16 protein-coding genes are annotated in these 18735 nt (G+C 62.9%); 8 read left to right on the forward strand and 8 right to left on the reverse strand.

The annotated features are described in order from the left end of the window. Nucleotides 1–45: 45 nt before the first annotated feature. From AC1DU8_RS08370 to mfd, 3 genes are all read right to left on the reverse strand, one after another. Nucleotides 46–1902, reverse strand: a complete 1857-nt coding sequence (locus AC1DU8_RS08370) for an ABC transporter ATP-binding protein (RefSeq protein ID WP_477665837.1) — start codon at nt 1900–1902, stop codon at nt 46–48. A gap of 115 nt (nt 1903–2017) precedes the next feature. Next, nucleotides 2018–2728 (reverse strand): phosphoserine phosphatase SerB, encoded by a 711-nt coding sequence (gene serB / locus AC1DU8_RS08375; protein ID WP_457280535.1) that lies wholly within the window; start codon nt 2726–2728, stop codon nt 2018–2020. Then, nucleotides 2725–6225: a transcription-repair coupling factor gene (gene mfd / locus AC1DU8_RS08380; RefSeq protein WP_477726623.1), complete on the reverse strand. Its 3501-nt coding sequence runs from the start codon at nt 6223–6225 to the stop codon at nt 2725–2727. The genes serB and mfd overlap by 4 nt, the downstream gene beginning before the upstream one ends. Nucleotides 6226–6382: 157 nt before the next feature. Between mfd and ispD the strand changes: the two genes are divergently transcribed. Together ispD and ispF are read left to right on the forward strand one after the other, a co-directional pair. After that, the gene (ispD, locus tag AC1DU8_RS08385) at nt 6383–7117 is read left to right on the forward strand and encodes a 2-C-methyl-D-erythritol 4-phosphate cytidylyltransferase (RefSeq protein WP_477665839.1); all 735 of its coding nucleotides are present in this window, start codon (nt 6383–6385) and stop codon (nt 7115–7117) included. A 49-nt stretch (nt 7118–7166) separates the two neighbouring features. After that, nucleotides 7167–7649 (forward strand): 2-C-methyl-D-erythritol 2,4-cyclodiphosphate synthase, encoded by a 483-nt coding sequence (gene ispF, locus AC1DU8_RS08390; protein WP_477726624.1) that lies wholly within the window; start codon nt 7167–7169, stop codon nt 7647–7649. Nucleotides 7650–7750: 101 nt separating this feature from the next. On the opposite strand, the gene AC1DU8_RS08395 is transcribed toward ispF, so the two are convergent. Together AC1DU8_RS08395 and ompR are read right to left on the reverse strand one after the other, a co-directional pair. Further along, nucleotides 7751–9127 carry a sensor histidine kinase gene (locus AC1DU8_RS08395; protein WP_457280539.1) on the reverse strand — a complete coding sequence of 459 codons (1377 nt, stop codon included), beginning with the start codon at nt 9125–9127 and terminating at the stop codon, nt 7751–7753. Nucleotides 9128–9472: 345 nt separating this feature from the next. After that, nucleotides 9473–10210, reverse strand: coding sequence for an osmolarity response regulator transcription factor OmpR (ompR, locus tag AC1DU8_RS08400; protein WP_007866319.1), 738 nt, complete (start codon nt 10208–10210; stop codon nt 9473–9475). Between the two features lie 362 nt (nt 10211–10572). On the opposite strand from ompR, the gene AC1DU8_RS08405 reads away from it, so the two are divergent. Further along, nucleotides 10573–11289, forward strand: coding sequence for an SIMPL domain-containing protein (locus tag AC1DU8_RS08405; RefSeq protein ID WP_457280540.1), 717 nt, complete (start codon nt 10573–10575; stop codon nt 11287–11289). On the opposite strand, the gene AC1DU8_RS08410 is transcribed toward AC1DU8_RS08405, so the two are convergent. Beyond that, nucleotides 11258–11800 carry a multidrug/biocide efflux PACE transporter gene (locus AC1DU8_RS08410; protein WP_457280541.1) on the reverse strand — a complete coding sequence of 181 codons (543 nt, stop codon included), beginning with the start codon at nt 11798–11800 and terminating at the stop codon, nt 11258–11260. The two genes, AC1DU8_RS08405 and AC1DU8_RS08410, sit on opposite strands and share 32 nt — an antisense overlap. 125 nt (nt 11801–11925) lie before the next feature. Between AC1DU8_RS08410 and AC1DU8_RS08415 the strand changes: the two genes are divergently transcribed. Next, on the forward strand, nt 11926–12834 hold the full coding sequence (locus AC1DU8_RS08415) for a LysR family transcriptional regulator (RefSeq protein WP_477690048.1): 909 nt from the start codon (nt 11926–11928) through the stop codon (nt 12832–12834). A 143-nt stretch (nt 12835–12977) separates the two neighbouring features. Here AC1DU8_RS08415 and AC1DU8_RS08420 read toward each other — a convergent pair whose 3' ends face one another. Then, nucleotides 12978–13601 (reverse strand): outer membrane beta-barrel protein, encoded by a 624-nt coding sequence (locus AC1DU8_RS08420; RefSeq protein WP_457280543.1) that lies wholly within the window; start codon nt 13599–13601, stop codon nt 12978–12980. Between the two features lie 215 nt (nt 13602–13816). Here AC1DU8_RS08420 and AC1DU8_RS08425 point away from each other — a divergent pair, with 215 nt between their 5' ends. The 3 genes from AC1DU8_RS08425 (at nt 13817) to AC1DU8_RS08435 (ending at nt 16877) form a co-directional block, all read left to right on the forward strand. Continuing rightward, nucleotides 13817–14662, forward strand: a complete 846-nt coding sequence (locus AC1DU8_RS08425; protein ID WP_477726625.1) for an N-formylglutamate amidohydrolase — start codon at nt 13817–13819, stop codon at nt 14660–14662. A gap of 72 nt (nt 14663–14734) precedes the next feature. Continuing rightward, complete coding sequence (locus AC1DU8_RS08430; protein ID WP_477665845.1) at nt 14735–15781, forward strand: histone deacetylase family protein; 1047 nt, start codon at nt 14735–14737, stop codon at nt 15779–15781. Between the two features lies 1 nt (nt 15782). After that, nucleotides 15783–16877, forward strand: coding sequence for an NAD(P)/FAD-dependent oxidoreductase (locus AC1DU8_RS08435; RefSeq protein ID WP_477726626.1), 1095 nt, complete (start codon nt 15783–15785; stop codon nt 16875–16877). A gap of 6 nt (nt 16878–16883) precedes the next feature. Here the strand turns inward: AC1DU8_RS08435 and AC1DU8_RS08440 are convergent, their stop codons facing one another. After that, nucleotides 16884–17666: a 3-hydroxybutyrate dehydrogenase gene (locus AC1DU8_RS08440; RefSeq protein ID WP_477649166.1), complete on the reverse strand. Its 783-nt coding sequence runs from the start codon at nt 17664–17666 to the stop codon at nt 16884–16886. Between the two features lie 118 nt (nt 17667–17784). On the opposite strand from AC1DU8_RS08440, the gene AC1DU8_RS08445 reads away from it, so the two are divergent. Beyond that, a complete protein-coding gene (locus AC1DU8_RS08445) occupies nt 17785–18696 on the forward strand; it encodes an alpha/beta fold hydrolase (RefSeq protein WP_477665848.1) in 912 nt (303 codons plus the stop codon). The last annotated feature ends 39 nt before the right edge of the window (nt 18697–18735 follow it).

The raw sequence follows: 18735 nt of genomic DNA on the forward strand, positions 1-18735 counted from the left end.
CCCAGATGAGTACCTGAGGCGCGGCACCCGGCGCGGCCAGCAGCGTCAAGCCGCCAGCTCTTCTTCTTCCAGGTTGTCGCTGAGGAAGCCACCGCTTTGGTGCGCCCAGAGCCGTGCATACAGGCCGCCGTTGGCCAGCAGGCTGCGGTGGTCGCCTTCTTCGACGATGCGCCCTTGGTCCAGCACGATCAGCCTGTCCATGGCGGCGATGGTTGAGAGGCGGTGGGCGATGGCGATTACCGTCTTGCCCTGCATCAAAGTGTTGAGGCTGCTCTGAATGGCGACTTCCACTTCGGAGTCGAGCGCGCTGGTGGCTTCGTCCAGCAGCAGGATGGGCGCGTCCTTGAGCATCACGCGCGCAATCGCGATGCGCTGGCGCTGCCCGCCTGAAAGCTTCACGCCGCGTTCACCCACGTGGGCGTCGTAGCCGTGGCGGCCGTGCGGGTCGGTCAGGTCGGCGATGAAGGTGTCGGCCTCGGCACGCCGCGCGGCCAGGCGCATGTCGTCGTCCGTGGCGCCGGGGCGGCTGTAGGTGATGTTGTCGCGCACCGAGCGGTGCAGTAGCGAGGTGTCTTGCGTCACCATGCCGATGTGGCTGCGCAGGCTGTCCTGCGTCACGGTGGCGATGTCCTGGCCGTCGATCAGGATGCGCCCGCCGTCGAGGTCATAGAACCGCAGCAGCAGGTTGACCAGCGTCGATTTGCCGGCGCCCGAGCGTCCGATCAGGCCGATTTTTTCACCGGGCCTGACGGTCAGTGTCAGCTGGTCGATCACGGGTTTGTTCTTGCCGTAGCTGAAGTTCACGGCTTCAAAGCGCACCTCGCCGCGCGGCACGTCCAGCGCGGCCGCATCGGGCGCATCGACGATGGTGTGCGGCCGCGAAAGCGTGTTGATACCGTCCTGCACGGTGCCCACGCTTTCAAAGAGGCTGGTGGTCTCCCACATGATCCAGTGCGACATGCCTTGCAGGCGCAGTGCCATGGCAGTGGCCGCGGCCACCGCACCCGCGCCGACCTGGCCCAGGTGCCAGAGCCATAAGGACGTGCCGGCCATGCCGAGGATCAGGCCCATGCTGAGCGTGTGGTTGACGATCTCGAACGCGCTGACAAGGCGCATCTGGGTGTAGCCGGTCTTCATGAACTCGCTCATGGCGTCGCGCGCGAAGCCGGCCTCGCGCCGGGTGTGCGAGAACAGCTTGACGGTGGTGATGTTGGTGTAGGCGTCGGTGATGCGGCCGGTCATCAGCGACCGGGCGTCGGCCTGCTGCTTGCCAATGCGGCCCAGCCGCGGCACGAAGTAATAGAGGCTGGCGATATAGAGCGCCAGCCAGACCAGGAAGGGCGCCACCAGTTTCGTGTCGAACGCGGCGGCCAGCACCGTCATGGTGGCGATATAGACGCCCATGGCCACCAGCACGTCGGCCAGCACGAAGAGCGTGTCGCGCACCGCCAGTGCAGTCTGCATGACCTTGGTGGTCAGCCGGCCGGCGAATTCGTCCTGGTAGAAGGACATGCTTTGCCCCAGCATCAGGCGGTGAAAGTTCCAACGCAGCCGCATCGGGAAGTTGATGGCCAGCGTCTGGTGCTTCACGGTGGTCTGCAGCGCGACGGCGGCGATGCTGGCCACCACGATGAAGGCGAGCCAGCCCAGTGTGTTGCCGTGCTCGACCCACAGGTTGGCGGGCGCCGTCGCGCCCAGCCAGTCGACGATGCGGCCCAGCATGGCGAACAGCAAAGCCTCAAAAACCGCCATCACCGCCGAGAGCAGCGCCAGCTGCAGGATGTAGCCGCGCGCGCCTTCGGTGCAGGCCCACAGAAAAGCCATGAAACCCTTGGGCGGCAAGGAAGGGTCGGCGTCAGGGTAGGCGGGAAGCTGGCTTTCGAATCGTTTGAAAAAAACCATGGATGTCGTTTGTCTTTGGTTCAGGTGTCTGCTTATAAGGTGTTATGGCTGTGGGATCGTTGACTTATTTCGGAGTGATTGATGCGCCGGCTGTGATGCCGGCAACACCAGGGCTTCAGCTGAAGAGCTCCAGCATCCGGTCCAGGCCGCCTTCATTGATGGCCACCATGGCCTGCTCGCGTACGCGCGGCTTGGCGTGATAGGCCACCGAGAGGCCGGCCACGCCCATCATGGGCAGGTCGTTGGCGCCGTCGCCCATGGCGATCGCCTCAAGCGGGTTGATGCCCAGATTGCCGCAGGTCTCGAGCAGCATCTTGCGCTTCTCTTCGCCGTCGCAGATGTCGCCCCAGGGCTGGTCGACCATCTTCCCAGTGAGAAAGCCGTCTTTCACCTCCAGCACGTTGGAGCGCGTGTAGTCGATGCCGAGTTCGTCACGCACGCGGTCGGTAAAAAAGGTGAAGCCGCCGCTGACCAGCAGCACTTTCATGCCGGCTTTCTTGCAGGTCTGCACCAGTTCGGCCGCGCCGGGGTTGAGTTTCAGTCGCTCGCGGTAGACCTCGTCCATGCTGGCCACGCTCACGCCCTTGAGCAGGGCCACGCGCTGGCGCAGGCTCTCCTTGTAGTCGGTGATCTCGCCGCGCATGGCGGCTTCGGTGATGGCTGCCACCTCGGCCTTGCGGCCCGCAGCGTCGGCGATTTCGTCCACACACTCGATATTGATGAGCGTGGAATCCATGTCAAAGGCGATCAGCCTGAAATTGCTGAGCTTGAGGTCTGGCGTAGAGACGTTGACGACGAGGCCGGGGGAGATTTCAGCGGGGGTCATGCGGGCGTTGCTTCTGTGGTGGAGGGGGTTTTGGGTTGACCGAGAGAGCGCAGGATGTCGCGCACCATTTGCGCGCGGTCTTTGGGTTCGGGGAGCTCGCGCTCGATACGCAGCTTGTCGTTGCCGGCCAACTTGATGTGCCGGTTCTTCTGGATGAGGTGCATGATGGCCATCGAATCGATGGGCGGGTCTTTCTTGAAGGTGATGTTGATGCCGCCGGGCGCGGCATCGACCTTGACCACGCCATAAGGCCGGGCGATCACGCGCAGGCGGTGCACGTCGATGAGTGTCTGTGCCTGCGGCGGCAGCTTGCCGAAGCGGTCGACGATTTCCTCCAGCAGCGCGTCGATCTGGTCGGTGTTCTTCGCCGTGGCCAGTTTTTTGTAGAAAGACAGGCGCAGGTGCACGTCGCCGCAATAGTCGTTGGGCAGCAGGGCCGGGGCGTGCAGGTTGATTTCGGTCGTCACGCTGAGCGGCGACAGCAGGTCGGGCTCGCGCCCGGCCTTGAGTGAGGCCACGGCTTCGCTCAGCATCTCGTTGTAGAGCTGAAAGCCCACCTCGAGCATGTTGCCGCTCTGGTTTTCGCCCAGCACTTCGCCGGTGCCGCGGATTTCCAGGTCGTGCATTGCCAGGTAAAAGCCCGATCCGAGTTCCTCCATCTGCTGGATGGCTTCGAGCCGCTGGCCTGCCTGCTTGGTCAGGCCCTCGATGTCGGGAACCATCAAATAGGCATAGGCCTGGTGGTGGCTTCGGCCCACGCGACCGCGCAGCTGGTGCAGCTGTGCCAGGCCGAACTTGTCGGCGCGGCTCATCACGATGGTGTTGGCGGTCGGCACGTCGATGCCGGTTTCGATGATGGTCGAGCACAGCAGCAGGTTGTAGCGCTGGGCGATGAAGTCTTTCATCACGCGCTCCAGCTCGCGCTCGGGCATCTGGCCGTGCGCCACAGCAATGCGCGCTTCGGGCAATATCTCTTCGAGCTTTTCGCGCCGGTTCTGGATGGTCTCGACCTCGTTGTGCAGAAAGTAGACCTGACCGCCGCGTTTCAACTCGCGCAGCACGGCTTCGCGGATCACGCCGTTGTTTTCGCTGCGCACAAAGGTCTTGATGGCCAGGCGGCGCTGCGGCGCGGTGGCGATCACGCTCAGATCGCGCAGGCCTTCAAGCGCCATGCCCAGCGTGCGCGGGATCGGCGTGGCCGTCAGCGTCAGCACGTCAACCTCGGCGCGCATGGCCTTCATGGCTTCTTTGTGGCGCACGCCAAAGCGGTGCTCTTCATCGATGATCAGCAGGCCCAGGCGCTCGAACTTCACGTCCTGGCTCAGCAGCTTGTGCGTGCCGACAACGATGTCGACCGTGCCGTCGGCCAGGCCCTTGATGGCGGCGGTAATCTCTTTGCCCGAGCGGAAGCGGCTCATCTCGGCGATCTTGACCGGCCATTTGGCAAAGCGGTCCACCAGCGTCTGGTAGTGCTGCTCGGCCAGCAAGGTGGTGGGCGCCAGCAGGGCCACCTGCCGCCCGCCGGTCACGGCGATGAAGGCGGCACGCAGCGCGACCTCGGTCTTGCCGAAACCCACGTCGCCGCAGACCAGCCTGTCCATGGGCCGCGGGCTGATCATGTCCTGGATCACGGCGTGGATGGCGGCGCGCTGGTCGGCGGTCTCTTCAAAGCCGAAGTCGTTGGCGAAAGTTTCGTAGTCGCCGGGCGAATAGCGGAAAGCATGGCCTTCGCGCGCGGCGCGGCGGGCGTAGATGTTGAGCAGCTCGGCGGCCGAGTCGCGGATCTGCTCAGCGGCCTTGCGCTTGGCTTTTTCCCACTGGCCGCTGCCCAGCCTGTGCAGCGGGGCTTCTTCGGCGCTGACGCCGGTGTAGCGGCTGATCAGGTGCAGCTGGCTGACGGGCACATACAGTGTGGCGCTGTCGGCATACTCGAGGTGCAAAAACTCCTGCAGCAGCGGCGTGCCGTCGGCATTGGTGCCCTGGCCCAGGTCCATGTTGATGAGGCCGCGGTAGCGGCCAATGCCGTGGGCGCTGTGCACCACCGGATCGCCCACGTTGAGCTCCGACAGGTCCTTGATCAGTGCTTCAACGTCGCTGACCTGTTCCTGCTTTTTGTTGCGGCGGCGCACGGTGGCGCCCGCGGCAAACAGCTCGGTCTCGGTGATGAAGTCGATGCCTTCTTCCAGCCAGCTGAAACCGGTGTTCAGCGCCGCGGTGGCGATGCCGAGCTTTTCGTCGCTGGCCTGGAAGTCTTCGAGGGAATCAAACGCCGGCGGGCTGACGCTGCTCGCGCGCAGGAAGTCCAGCAGGCTTTCGCGCCGGCCCTCGCTTTCGGCCAGCACCAGCACCCGGTGGGCCGTGTTGCGTACGTGGCCCTTGAATTTGGCCAGCGGATCTTCGGCGCCACGCACCACGGCCATTTCGCCCAGCTTTTGAAACTGCGCGTTGTCGGCCACGTCTTCGACCGTGGCGCGTATGGCCAGTTGCGCGTAGTCGTTGGCGCGCGCGTAGAACTGCTCGGTGCCCAGGAAGAGCGACTCGGGCGGCAGCGCCGGGCGGTCGGGTGCATCACGCACCAGCCGGTATCGGTCCTTGGTGTCTTGCCAGAAACGCTGGAAGGCCGGCTCCAGGTCACCGTGCAGCACCACGGTGGCATTGCCGCCCAGGTAGTCAAACACGGTGGCGGTTTCTTCAAAGAAGAGCGGCAGGTAGTACTCGATGCCGGCGGTGGCTACGCCGTTGCCCATGTCTTTGTAGATGCGGCTCTTGGTTGGGTCCCCGTCGAGTAGTTCGCGCCAGCGGCTGCGGAACCGGGCACGCGCCTCGTCGTCCATCGGGAATTCGCGTCCAGGCAAGAGGCGCACCTCGGGCACGGGATAGAGGCTGCGCTGGCTGTCAGGGTCAAAGGTGCGGATGCTGTCGATCTCGTCGTCAAACAGATCGACGCGGTAAGGCACAGGGCTGCCCATGGGGAAGAGGTCAATCAAACCGCCGCGCACCGCGTATTCGCCGGGGCTGACTACTTGCGTCACGTGGCTGTAGCCCGCCAGCGTGAGCTGGGCCTTGAGCCGCGTTTCATCGAGCTTTTGTTTGACCTTGAACTGGAAGGTGTAGCCCGCCAGAAAGCTGGGCGGCGCCAGGCGATATAGCGCCGTAGTAGCGGGCACGATGACGACGTCGGCGCCAGTTTCCTTGTCGCGCTGCTGGATTCGCCACAGCGTGGCCAGGCGCTCGCTGATCAAATCCTGGTGCGGCGAGAAGGTGTCGTAGGGCAGGGTTTCCCAGTCCGGGAACAGCGCGCAGCGCAGGTCAGGTGCAAAAAACGTGATCTCGTCCATCAGGCGCTGGGCCGTGGTGGCGTCCGACGTGATGATGGCGGTGAGCTTGCCGGCGGCTTTTTCGCGGGTGCCCAGACGTGCCAGCAGCAGGGCATCGGCAGAACCGGCGGGCTGGGGCAGGGTGTAGCGTTTGCCGGTGACGAGTGAGGGTAGGTGCATTGATCGGTGCGCTGGCGAGTGTGTCGTTTCAAACAATCAGGAAAGAGGAAGGCAGGAAAGGCCAAAATCCAAACGACAAAAGCCAGACACCCCAAACCATCCGGAGTGGGGTGCCTGCATGCGTTCAAGCATCGATTTTAGAATCTATGATGAAGTTATGACGACAAGCCCTGCCAATAACCGTTCCGAACCCCGTTTTTTTGTGCTGATTCCCTGTGCGGGGCAAGGTAGCCGGGCCGGAACCCCTCAAGCCAAGCAATACCAGATGATTGACGGCATCCCTATGGTCCGCCATACCGTAGAGGCTTTTCGGGCGCTTCCAGGCACTTTCACCGGTTTGTGGGTGGTCATTTCCCCGTCGGATGACGATTTTTTGAAGGTGTTTCCCGATTTCGGCAACGCGAACGAAACCCTGTCGGTTGGTGGCGGACTGACCCGTGCGGCCACGGTGCTGAACGGCCTCAAAGCGATGGTGGCGCGGAAACCCGGCGGCGCGGCCCTGACCGACTGGGTGCTGGTGCACGATGCGGCGCGCTGCCTGGTCACAGCCGGGCAGATCAAGGCCCTGATCCATGAATGCCGCAATGATTCCGTGGGCGGCCTGCTGGCTCAAAAGCTGCCGGACACGCTTAAAACCGAACGGGACGGCCGCGTGGCCGCCACTGTGGACCGTAGCGACAAATGGCTGGCGCAAACGCCGCAAATGTTTCGTATCGGCGCGCTGATCGATGCGCTGGAGCGCGCCGGAGACGCTGTCACGGATGAATCCAGTGCCATGGAGGCGGCAGGGCTTTCTCCCCGGCTGGTCAGTGGGAGTGCGCAGAACTTCAAAGTGACCTATCCGGAGGATTTCGCGCTAGCGGAAGCTATTCTCGAGCGGCGCAGAAAATAGCTCATGGCTGCTACTCAATCACGCAATTCCATTCACGCAAGGCCCGACGATGACCACCTTGAACTTTCGAATCGGTGAAGGCTGGGACACCCACGCGTTGGTGCCTGGGCGCAAGCTCATCATCGGTGGTGTGGACATTCCCCATACCGTCGGCTTGCTTGGCCATTCGGACGCCGATGTGCTGTTGCACGCAATCACCGATGCGTTGCTGGGCGCTGCCGGGCTGGGCGACATCGGCTCGCATTTTCCGGACACCGACGCGCGCTTCAAGGGCGCTGATTCGACCCTCTTGCTGGCAGAGGTCGGGCGCTTGCTGGCAGAGCGCGGCCACAAGATCGGCAACATCGACAGCACGGTCATTGCGCAGGCGCCCAAACTTGCGCCTTACATTGCGGCAATGCGGACACGCATCGCAGAAGTGCTGGCGCTGGAAGTGGGACAGGTGAACGTCAAGGCCAAGACCGCCGAAAAGCTCGGCCCGGTAGGACAGGGCCTGAGCATGGAAGCCCGGGCTGTTGTTCTGCTTTTCTAGTGCTATCGTTTTGATAGCTTCTCGCGCACGGCCTGCCTGGTCGGAGAGGTGATTTCCCTTTGAGGCCGGCTGCGGAGCCGGGCAACCGTCCGCAGGGGGAATCAGCTCCTGCGCAGCTTGATATGCGCGGCGAGCCCGCCGGAGCCTGTGTTGGCCAGGCCAAACACGCCGCCCATGCGGTGAATCGTCTTTTCGACAATCGCGAGACCCAGGCCCGCGCCGGTGGCGGCGGTGCGTGCGGCGTCTCCCCGGAAAAACGGGCGGGTGAGCTTGGACAAGGTTTCGGGCGCCACGCCCATGCCGTGATCCCGTACCTTGATCAGCACCCACTGGTCACGGCCTTTGGCCGCAATATCAACCAAGGCAATGCCGGTTTCGGGCGTCTTGCCGTAGCGCCTGGCATTTTCAAGCAGGTTTGAAATCACGCGCGACAGCTCGACCTCGTCGGCCAGCACGGCCATATCGTCCGGGATGGTGACGGTGACCCGCATGTCTTCATAGTCGGCGATGGCGTACACGGCGGCATCGACTACCGCATTGAGTGAAACCCGTTCCAGCCGCGGTGGCTCGGGCCGGGCATAGTCGAGGAATTTGTCGATGATGGCGTCCAGCTGGGTGATGTCTGCGGCCATGTGCTCGCGCGCATCCATGTCGGTGACGCTCATCTCGGTTTCCAGGCGCAGCCGGGCCAGCGGGGTGCGCAGGTCATGGGAAATCCCCGCCAGCATGATGACCCGGTCCTGCTCGATTTTGGACAGCTGCTCGGCCATGCGGTTAAAGCCGATGTTGACCTCACGGATTTCGCTGGTCGCCACTTTTTCATCGAGCAGGCTGGCATCGAAGTCGCCGTCCCGCATTCGGCTGGCCGCGAACGACAGCTGCTTGAGCGGCCGGTTGATCAGGCGTGCGATAAAGGCTGCCCCGGCCAGCGACAGCGCTGCAGCCGTGATGAGCCAGATGATCCAGGTGCTGTTGCGTGAGGGCCCGATCTTGGAGGGGTCAGTGAGCAGCCAGTACGCATCGCCGTCGATAGTAAAGCCCACCCACAGGCCCTTCTGGCCGTTGACGCTGCTGGCCACCACAGTGCCGGCACCCAGCCGTGTCTTCAGCTCTTCGGCCGTGCGTTCACCGAGTTCATCGCTTTCAAAAAGCTCGTACTTGTCCTTGGGCTCGCGCGGCGTGATGCGTACGCGCTCCTCGTCCGCCAGGGTCTTGATCAGCGATACGCGGGCGATGGAGTCGGAATAGCGGAGCGCGGCGCGGCTGAGGTTGACCAGCGAGGCCAGTTGCTGCGCACTCTGGATGGCCCGCGGCTCGGATTCGAGTGCCCGGAAGGTCTGCAGCCAGGCAACGATGGAGCCGAACAGCAGTAGCGCCAGGAAAAAGAAGGTCCGCCAGAACAGGCTGAAACCCCTGCGCGGGCGCATTTCCAGCGGGGCCGGGGCGGTTTCGAGGGGAACTGGGTTGGTAGCGTCCATAGGAGATCAGTGCATACCGCAAAGCGCGGGCGAAAAATGGACGTTAGCACGATACAGCTGGGCAGCGGCAGGCAAGCTGTTGCCGCCTGTTGCTGGCGCGCCATACAGGCCCCCACGGTCGCTCACTTCGTGTGGCTCCCTGCCCCCCGAGGGGGCCGCCCGCCTGCGGCCTGGCAAAGCCAGTTCCGCGGCTCATGCTGGGTTGAAAAATTCCAGCGGGCACAGTGGGAGCACATGTTTTTACCAGCATGAGCCGCAGGGCCGGCTTTGCCGGACTGCAGGCGGGCGGCCCCCTCGGGGGCAGCGCATTACACGAAGCCGAAGGCGCAGTGAAAAGCGTGGGGGCTAGTTCGTGCCGTCCGGCACAAACACGTAGCCAATACCCCAGACCGTCTGAATGTAGCGGGGCACCGCTGCGTCCACTTCGATCAGTTTGCGCAAACGCGATACCTGCACGTCCAGGCTGCGGTCAAAGGGCTCGAATTCGCGCCCGCGTGCCAGTTGTGCCAGTTTTTCGCGGGACAGCGGCTGCCGCGGGTGGCGCACCAGGGTTTTCAGCATGGCGAATTCGCCGGTGGTCAGCGGCAGCTCTTCGCCGTTCTTGTGCAGGGTGCGCAAGCCCATATCGAAGGAAAACGGCCCAAAGGTAATCACTTCCTGGTCGCTGGACGGCGCACCCGGCACTTCGGCCGTCGGCCGGCGGCGCAGCACGGCGTGGATGCGGGCGAGCAATTCACGGGGATTGAACGGTTTTGCCAGGTAATCGTCGGCGCCGACCTCCAGGCCGACAATGCGGTCCACGTCCTCACCTTTGGCGGTCAGCATGATGATGGGCGTACGGTCATTGGCGGCGCGCAGGCGGCGGCAGATGGAAAGGCCGTCTTCGCCGGGCATCATCAAATCCAGGACGATCAGGTCGACGGCGTCGCGCAGCATGATGCGGTTCAGCGCTTTGCTGTCTTCGGCGAGGATGACCTCAAAACCTTCCTGGGCCAGGTAGCGGCGCAGTAGATCGCGAATGCGGGCATCGTCATCAAGGATCAGGATTTTGTCGGCACGGGCGTTGGGTTGAGCTTGGGTCATAGTCATCTGGTAATTTGTAACAGAGCCATTTTGAAGGCTGAAAAGGCGGGATGTCGCATTTTTCAGTCGGTTTGACACACTGTTACAAAAGTTGCGGCCACATGCAAGTGTGCGTGTTGACTATGGCAATGCGCCTACATTCGATTGAAAAAACACATGTAAAAATAATCGGCCGCTCCCCGGGCACCGCGCTGGCGGGCCTTTGCAAGAGCAATACCGGGCGAATGCGCCTGGTTACTTGCGGTGAACAGGCTGCTTGATTTGCAGCGTTCCGGATGTTCACCGCGATTTTCCCCTCCATTTCACGCTTGTCTTTTTTAGCCAGAAGCGGCTGAAATTCACCACCCCGAAAGGTAATTCTGATGCGAGCTCCAAAATCGATCGCTTTGTGTGTCCTGTTGGCAGGCGCAGTGCTGGGTAGCCATGCCATGGCCCAGACCAACTTCCACGAATCCCTGCAGAACGTGGCCCAGTTATCGGTCAGCGGCTCGGTGGAGGTGCAGCAGGACCTGTTGTCGATTTCATTGACCACAACCCGTGACGGTGTTGACGCAGGCGTCGTGCAAAGCCAGCTCAGGCAGGCGCTTGAGACCGCGCTGACCCAGGCCAAGCAGGCGGCAGTGCCCGGACAGATGGACGTGCGCACCGGGAATTTCAGCCTGTATCCGCGCTATGGCAAAGACGGCAAGATCAATGGCTGGCAGGGCTCCACCGAACTGGTGCTGGAAGGCAAGGACTTCCCGCGCATCACCAGCACGGCGGGCAAGATCCAGACCCTGACCATGGGCAACGTCAGTTTTGCATTGAGCCGGGAGCAGCGCGCCAAAGTCGAGGGCGAGGCACAGGCGCTCGCGATTGAGCGTTTCAAGGCCAAAGCCAGCGAGGTGGCGCGCAGTTTTGGTTTTGCCGGCTACTCGCTGCGCGAAGTCTCGGTGAATGCCAACGACCAGGGCTCTCCACCGCGTCCCCGCATGATGGCAATGTCGGCCAAGGCCGAAATGGCCGATGCATCAGTGCCTGTGGAAGCCGGCAAGAGCACGGTATTGGTCATCGTGTCGGGCTCTGTGCAGATGAAGTAAGACACTTGCCGGCGGGCGCTGCACAAAGCAGCGCGGGCGCCGGCTGCTGCCCGCCGGCCGTACGGCTGGCCATCTGGGCTTTGCGCGCGTGGCGCGCCACCACCCGTGAGCGGACATGGTCGTAAGCCCAGTTAAAGCAGAAGGTATAGGGCAGGAAGAACAGCACGATCGCAATGTCCAGTACAAAGGCTTCCCACAGGCCGATGTCCAGCCACCAGGCCGCCAGCGGAACCACCGCGATGATCAGGCCGATTTCAAACAGCACGGCATGCACGGCACGCGCCGCCAGGGTGCGCTGAAAGCCCATGCGGCGCTGCGCCCGGTCAAACAGGACGTTGAACAGCATGTTCCAGCTCATCGCCATCAGCGAAACCATCAGGGTCAGCAGGCCCATGTGCGCCAGCGAATAACCGAGGAGCCAGGTGCCGAGCGGCGCGCAGATGGCAATGGCCAGAATTTCAAAGCCGAGGGCGTGGAAAAAACGTTCTTTCAGGGATTTTTGGAGGCTCATGACGCGCGTTCTAAATGATTTACCGACCGTTGAGGCGAGATGCCTTACTGTCATGACGGTATTTTCATCGTTATTTCGAATACATTAAAATCAATAATCATCGAAAAAATAGATAGAAGACCGCCATGCGCCATTCCCCGGAAGCCTTGACCGCTTTTGCCGAGGCTGCGACCCTGGGTTCGTTCTCGGCCGCGGCCCGCAAGCTGGGAAAAAGCCAGTCAACAGTGAGCAGTGCGATTGCCAATCTGGAAATCGACCTTGGCTTGAACCTGTTTGACCGGAGCAGCCGAAAGCCGGCATTGACGGAACACGGACGGGTCATGCTGGGCAAGGTGCAGGAAATCCTGGCGGCCAGCGACCGGCTTGACCGCACCGCCAGCCAGCTTGGGGGAGGCCTGGAGCCCAGGCTCAGCGTGGTCTGGTCAGATACCTACCAGTCTGACCGGTTTGAAGAAATGCTTTCGGCTTTTGAGAAAAGCTTTCCCGACCTGGAGTTTGAATGCCTGATTGCCGAACACGGCGACCTGGTGTCGTTGGTGCAAACAGGGCGGGCAAACATTGGCGTGGTAGCCGCCCAAGGCGCCTATCCGCCCGACATCGGTTCGGCCACGATTGCCGAGCAGTCTGAAATCACGCTGTTTGTGGCCACCGCCCACCCATTGGCCAGCATGAAAGACATCACGCCCGACGTTCTGGCCAATTTCAGGGAACTGCGGCTGGATACCTATATAGAGATGGAGCAGGGGGCCCAGGGAGCCCGGGGCTCGCATGGGGCGCGCCAGTCGCGCAGCGCCTGGTCCGCTCCCAGCTACCTCATGCTGCTGGAAATGGCGGTGTTGGGTTTTGGATGGGCAGCCATTCCACGCTGGATGGTGACGCGCTTTGCGACCGGCAAACTGGTCGAACTTCATGCGCGCGGCTGGCCGCGCAGGGTGCCTGTGGACGCCGTGTGGTCACGCCAGCGCCCCCTGGGCCGTGCCGGAATCTGGCTGTTGCAGGAGATGCTGGCACCGCATCTGCCCGCGGTTTTATAAGAAGAAAGTGCTTGAAAGCAAAGAAGAACGGGCGCAAGCAGCTATGAAATTGATAGTGAATGCATGAAGCGAAAATGTGAAAAAGCCCGCATGCCATGAAAGGCATGCGGGCTTTGGGCTGGTGGCTACGCTGCCACAACGGTCTAGAAGCGGTAACGCAGGCCTATGCTGGTGGTACTGAGGCGTTCCTTGCCGCCACCGGGGTACTTCATGTCATGTTCGTCCCACTGCAGCACCGCCGACAAGGTAGGGGTGAATGCCCATTCGGCACCCAGGCCGTACGACACGCCCCAATTGCTTTCGCTGCCTGTTGCAATGCCGGACGCAGGTGCAGCGGACACGTGGCTGCGTCCATAGGTCGTCCCCAGCTTGCCCAGCAGGTTGAAGGAGTTGCTCATTGGCAAACGGCCGACCAGGCTCAGGTTGATGCCTTCTGCATCGGTCTGCCCGCCGCCACGGTTGATCTTGCCGAAATCGGTATAGCCCAGTTCCAGTCCGAAGTTGTTGTTGAAATAGCTGCCGCCGTAGATGTTGTACGACGTGTCCCTGTTGTCGGAAGGAAAACCGCCGGCACCGCTTGGCAGGGAAAAGTCTGAGCTCCCCACGTTCAGGCCGAAATAGCGCGAGCCCGGTGCGTAAAACGAATAATTGCTGCTGGACGTGGTGTTGGACGATGTCGAACCGCTTTGGGCGTTGGCCCCTGCGGCCGCAGCCAGGGCAGCGGCGGCCAGCACGGTTGCGGAGAGTTTGCGGGTCAAGGATGGCATGGTGTTTCCTTCAATGGCTGAAATTTCGGAATGCACTTTTTCGTCTGGAAAAAGCGGCTTGATTGGCTTTCCGCTGTGAAATTTAAGGGTCGTACCCACACGCCGTTGTGAGGCTAAAAGTTAAAACGCTGTAGGACAAACGGAAGTTTGCGAAGGGGCTGAACCGCGGGGACGCTACCGCTGGTTTGCCAATGTGCTGCTGCTAAAGTCAGGGCATGCCCTCCATTACCTGCCTGCCCGGAAGCACTCCGCTGGTTCTTGATTCCCCGCACAGCGGGACGATGTATCCGGCTGATTTCAGGCATGCCTGCGAGCTCGCCGTGCTGCGCAGCGCCGAAGACACTCATGTTGAAAAACTGTATGACTTCGCGCCGGCGTTGGGTGCGCATTGGGTTGAGGCGCATTTCCCCCGAAGCTACCTGGACGCCAACCGCAACACCACCGAAATGGATGTGTCCCTGCTGGATGCGCCCTGGCCCGAACCGGTAGACGACGATCCCCGGGTCATGTCCAAGGTCCGCCTGGGCAAGGGGCTGATCTGGCGCACCACCGACGAAGGCGTGCCGCTGTATGACCGCAAACTGGGAGTGGCGGAAATCCAGGCGCGCATCGAGCAGTGCTGGAAGCCCTACCACGCCGCCGTGGCGCAGGCGATTGACGCCGCCTGGCGGCAGCACGGCTACAGCATCCACATCAACTGCCACTCCATGCCGGCAGTGGCTTCGGGCAGCGCCACCGATTTTCCGGGTGAGGCGCATGCGGACTTTGTGGTCGGCGACCGTGAAGGCACAACTGCCAGCAAGGCGTTGTCGACACTGGTGTGTGAGAACCTGCGCGCGCATGGTTACAGCGTGGCCTATAACCACCCCTATAAAGGCGTGGAACTGGTGCGCCGCTACAGCAACCCGGCCGGGCACCGGCACAGCATCCAGCTGGAGATCAACCGCAAGCTGTACATGGACGAAACCACGCTGGAGATGACACCGGGCGCCGGGCCGCTGAAGGCGACGTTGCGCTCATTGGTCGAGGTGTTGCTGAAGACCGACCCGCGCACACTTTGATGGCGGCGCGCTGCGCTGTTCGGGTGACCACCATCACCTCCTTTTCATGAACGAACCAAACCATTCGCCACCATGCTCACCTTTTTCAGCGACAGCCACCACGACCATGCCCCTGTGTTTGAGTTTTACCGCGGTGAGCGCGTGCCGTGCTTTGAAACCCCGGCGCGCGCCGAATACATCAAGGCCCGCCTGAGCGAGCGCGGCCACGAGCTGCGCACACCCCAGGCCGACAGCCGCGCGCTGTTGGCCAAAGTGCATAGCGCCCGCTACCTGGCGTTTCTCGAGCATGCCTGGCGCGACTGGGTGGCGCTTGAAGAGGGCAACGACCAGCGGCAGCCTTTTCCCTCTGTCTGGCCCGTGCGTACCTTGCGCAGCGATGTGGAGCCCCTCAATTTCACCGCACGGCTGGGGCTTTATTCGATGGACAACGGATCACCGCTTTCCGCGGGGACCTGGACGGCCGCCAAGGCCGGTGCAGATGCCGCCGCTGGGGCTGCCGCCTTGTTGGCGACTGGTCAGTCCGCCGCGCGCGGCGTGTTCTGTTGCAGCCGTCCGCCGGGCCACCATGCAGGGGCCGATTTCATGGGGGGCTACAGCTTCCTGAACAACGCTGCGGTCGCTGCCCAGGCGTTTCGGGACGGCGGCGCCGCGCGCGTGGCGGTGCTGGACGTGGACTACCACCACGGCAACGGGACACAAAGCATTTTTTATGACCGCGCTGACGTGCTTTTTGTGAGCCTGCATGGCGACCCCTTGACCGAATACCCGTTCTACCTGGGCCATGCCGATGAAACCGGAGCGGGCGAGGGCGAGGGCTTTAACCTGAACCTGCCGCTGGCCGCCGGCTGTACGGTGCTGCGCTGGTTTGAGGCGCTGGAAGCGGCATGCCTGCGCATCAAGCAGCACCGCGCCGACGCGCTGGTGGTGTCACTGGGGCTGGACACCTTTGCCGAAGACCCTATCTCCAAATTCGCGCTGCTGCCTGGCGACTTTATCCGCCTGGGCGAGCGCCTGGGCAAGCTGGGGTTGCCCACGGTATTTGTGCTCGAAGGCGGTTACGCCGCTGCGGCGCTGGGCACCAATGCCGTCAACGTCATTGAAGGTTTTGAGGGCGTTTGATATGGACCAGGTCGATTGCGTGGTGATTGGTGCGGGTGTGGTGGGCCTGGCGGTGGCGCGTGCGCTGGCCTTGCAGGGCAGGGAGGTGATGGTGCTGGAAGCCGCCGACGCGATAGGCACAGGCACCAGCTCGCGCAACAGCGAGGTGATTCACGCCGGCATTTACTATCCGCAGGGTTCGCTCAAGGCGCAGCTGTGTGTGGAAGGCAAGGGCCTGCTGTACGACTACTGCGCGGAACGCGGCATAGGCCACAAGCGCTGCGGCAAGCTGATCGTAGCGACCAGCGAGGCTCAGGTGGCGCAGCTGCAGGCCATCCGTGAAAAGGCCGCCGCCAACGGCGTGAAGGACCTGGTGCTGCTGACCCGCGAAGAAGCCCGGGCGATGGAGCCGCAACTCGAATGCGTGGCGGCGCTGCATTCGCCCAGCACCGGTATTGTCGACAGCCACGGCCTCATGCTGGCGCTGCAGGGCGATCTTGAGAATGCTGGCGGACTTGTGGTGCTCAATTCGCCCCTGACCCATGCGGAGTGTGCGCAAGCAGCTATTAATTTAATAGCAAAAGACGGTACGGAGCTGCAGGCCAGGACTGTCGTCAACGCCGCCGGGCTGCAGGCCCAGCACCTGGCCAGCCGCTTTGCAGGCTTTCCGGCGCAGCATGTGCCGCCCAGCCACTACGCCAAAGGCAACTACTTCACCTTGCCCGGCCGTTCGCCCTTCAGCCGCCTGATCTACCCCGTGCCCGAAGCAGCCGGCCTGGGCGTGCACCTGACCATCGACCTCGGCGGCCAGGCCAAGTTCGGCCCTGATGTGCAGTGGGTCGAGTCACCCGACGACCTGGTGGTGGACCCGAAGCGCGGCGATGGCTTTTACGCCGAAGTGCGCAAGTACTGGCCCGCATTGGCCGACGGTGCGCTCATGCCGGGTTACTCGGGCATGCGTCCCAAGATCCAGGCGCCTCATGAAGCCGCTAAAGATTTTCTGATCCAGGGGCCGCGTGATCACGGTGTCGCCGGCCTTGTGAACCTCTTCGGTATTGAGTCACCGGGGCTCACGAGCTCGCTCGCGATTGGCGACTACGTCAGCCGGCTGCTGTAAACACGTTTACTGCGCCGCCCAGCCGCCATCCATGTTCCAGGCCACGCCGCGCACATTGTTGCCGGCCGGTGAGCAGAAAAACACCGCCAGCGCGCCCAGCTCTTCGGGCGTGGTGAACTGCAGCGAAGGCTCCTTTTCACCCAGCAGTTGCTGCTTGGCGGCCTCATTGCTGATGTTGCCCGCCGCGGCTTTGGCATCCACCTGTTTTTGTACCAGGGGCGTCAGCACCCAGCCGGGGCAGATGGCGTTGCAGGTGACACCGGTGGTGGCGTTTTCGAGGGCGGTGACCTTGGTCAGGCCCACGATGCCGTGCTTGGCGGCAACGTAGGCGGATTTTTCTGCAGAGCCCACGAGGCCGTGGACGGACGCCACATTGATGATGCGGCCCCAGCCCTTGCCGCCGTTGGCGGCCAGCATGGCAGGCAATGCCAGGCGGGTGGCATGAAAGGCGCTGCTCAGGTTGATGGCGATCACGGCGTCCCATTTCTCCACCGGGAAGTTCTCCACGCGAGCCACGTGCTGGATGCCGGCGTTGTTGACGAGGATGTCGACCTGGCCGAATTGCGCGGCAGCGAACCGCATCATGTCCTCGATGTCGGCGGGCTTGCTCATGTCGGCGCCGTGGTAGGCCACGCGCACGCCCAGCGCCTCGATCTCGGCCTTGGGGCCGTCCACATCACCGAAGCCGTTGATGACGATGTTGGCGCCTTGGGCCGCCAGCGCCTTGGCAATGCCCAGGCCGATCCCGCTGGTCGAGCCGGTGACGAGGGCTGTTTTACCTTTGAGCATGATGTTTCTCCGGATGATTTACGATGGTTGAGCTGGGATTCTGAACAGCGCGCGGTGCAGACTGCGCGTCGCCGATTTTTCAAGCAATTATCAAGCCTTTGAATTGAACTGCCGCACCATGACCCAACCTACGCTGAACTACGTAAATTGCCCGGACGCCGCAGGCGGGCATCGCATGGCGTACTGGCAATGGGGCCGGCCGGACAGCGCGCACGTCGTGGTGTGCGTGCACGGCCTGTCGCGGCAGGGGCGCGATTTTGATGTACTGGCGCGCACGCTGTGCGAGCAGGCGCCGGACGGCATTCGCGTGGTCTGCCCCGATGTGGTGGGCCGTGGGGAAAGCGACTGGCTCAAAGACCCCATGGGCTACCAGCTGCGGAGCTATGCCGCCGACATGCTGGCGCTGCTGGGCCAGCTGCACGTGCAGGCGCCCGTGGTTTCGCTGGACTGGGTGGGTACCAGCATGGGCGGCTTGATCGGCGTGGCGGTGTGTGGGACGCCTGGTCTGCCCTTGCCCACGGCAGTGCGCCGGCTGGTGCTCAATGACGTCGGGCCGGCCATCCAGTGGCAGGCAATCGTGCGAATCGGCACCTATCTGGGGCAGGCCGGTCACTTCGGGTCGGTGCAGGAGGCGGCCGATGCGATGTGGGCGATTTCCCAGAGTTTCGGCCCGCACACGCCCGAACAGTGGTTGGCGCTGTCGCGTCCCATGCTCAGGCGCGTCTCGGACGCCGCCGATACCAAGTGGCGCCTGCATTACGACCCGGCCATCGCCGTGCCTTTCAAGCAGGAGACCGAGGACTCCGCGCGCCAGGGTGAAGCCGTGCTCTGGCAGCTCTACGACAATATCAAGGCCGAAACGCTGGTGATTCGCGGCAAGCAGTCGGACTTGCTGAGCCCCCAGACGGCCCAGGCCATGACGGCCCGCGGCCCGCGCGCCCGCGTGGTGGAGTTTGACGGCGTAGGCCATGCACCCACGCTGGTGGCTGCGGACCAGGTGACCGCCGTGGCGGGTTTCCTGCTTGGGTAGCACCCTGGTATTGAATTGGGTAATGCTGGGTAAGTGCCG

Source organism: Polaromonas sp. P3_A5, assembly GCF_056403055.1.

Bases quoted from the DNA above. Each gene is read 5' to 3' on its own strand.
- AC1DU8_RS08370 (WP_477665837.1), bottom strand. From the start codon at position 1,902: ATGGTTTTTTTCAAACGATTCGAAAGCCAGCTTCCCGCCTACCCTGAC.
- serB (WP_457280535.1), bottom strand. From the start codon at position 2,728: ATGACCCCCGCTGAAATCTCCCCCGGCCTCGTCGTCAACGTCTCTACG.
- mfd (WP_477726623.1), bottom strand. From the start codon at position 6,225: ATGCACCTACCCTCACTCGTCACCGGCAAACGCTACACCCTGCCCCAG.
- ispD (WP_477665839.1), top strand. From the start codon at position 6,383: ATGACGACAAGCCCTGCCAATAACCGTTCCGAACCCCGTTTTTTTGTG.
- ispF (WP_477726624.1), top strand. From the start codon at position 7,167: ATGACCACCTTGAACTTTCGAATCGGTGAAGGCTGGGACACCCACGCG.
- AC1DU8_RS08395 (WP_457280539.1), bottom strand. From the start codon at position 9,127: ATGGACGCTACCAACCCAGTTCCCCTCGAAACCGCCCCGGCCCCGCTG.
- ompR (WP_007866319.1), bottom strand. From the start codon at position 10,210: ATGACCCAAGCTCAACCCAACGCCCGTGCCGACAAAATCCTGATCCTT.
- AC1DU8_RS08405 (WP_457280540.1), top strand. From the start codon at position 10,573: ATGCGAGCTCCAAAATCGATCGCTTTGTGTGTCCTGTTGGCAGGCGCA.
- AC1DU8_RS08410 (WP_457280541.1), bottom strand. From the start codon at position 11,800: ATGAGCCTCCAAAAATCCCTGAAAGAACGTTTTTTCCACGCCCTCGGC.
- AC1DU8_RS08415 (WP_477690048.1), top strand. From the start codon at position 11,926: ATGCGCCATTCCCCGGAAGCCTTGACCGCTTTTGCCGAGGCTGCGACC.
- AC1DU8_RS08420 (WP_457280543.1), bottom strand. From the start codon at position 13,601: ATGCCATCCTTGACCCGCAAACTCTCCGCAACCGTGCTGGCCGCCGCT.
- AC1DU8_RS08425 (WP_477726625.1), top strand. From the start codon at position 13,817: ATGCCCTCCATTACCTGCCTGCCCGGAAGCACTCCGCTGGTTCTTGAT.
- AC1DU8_RS08430 (WP_477665845.1), top strand. From the start codon at position 14,735: ATGCTCACCTTTTTCAGCGACAGCCACCACGACCATGCCCCTGTGTTT.
- AC1DU8_RS08435 (WP_477726626.1), top strand. From the start codon at position 15,783: ATGGACCAGGTCGATTGCGTGGTGATTGGTGCGGGTGTGGTGGGCCTG.
- AC1DU8_RS08440 (WP_477649166.1), bottom strand. From the start codon at position 17,666: ATGCTCAAAGGTAAAACAGCCCTCGTCACCGGCTCGACCAGCGGGATC.
- AC1DU8_RS08445 (WP_477665848.1), top strand. From the start codon at position 17,785: ATGACCCAACCTACGCTGAACTACGTAAATTGCCCGGACGCCGCAGGC.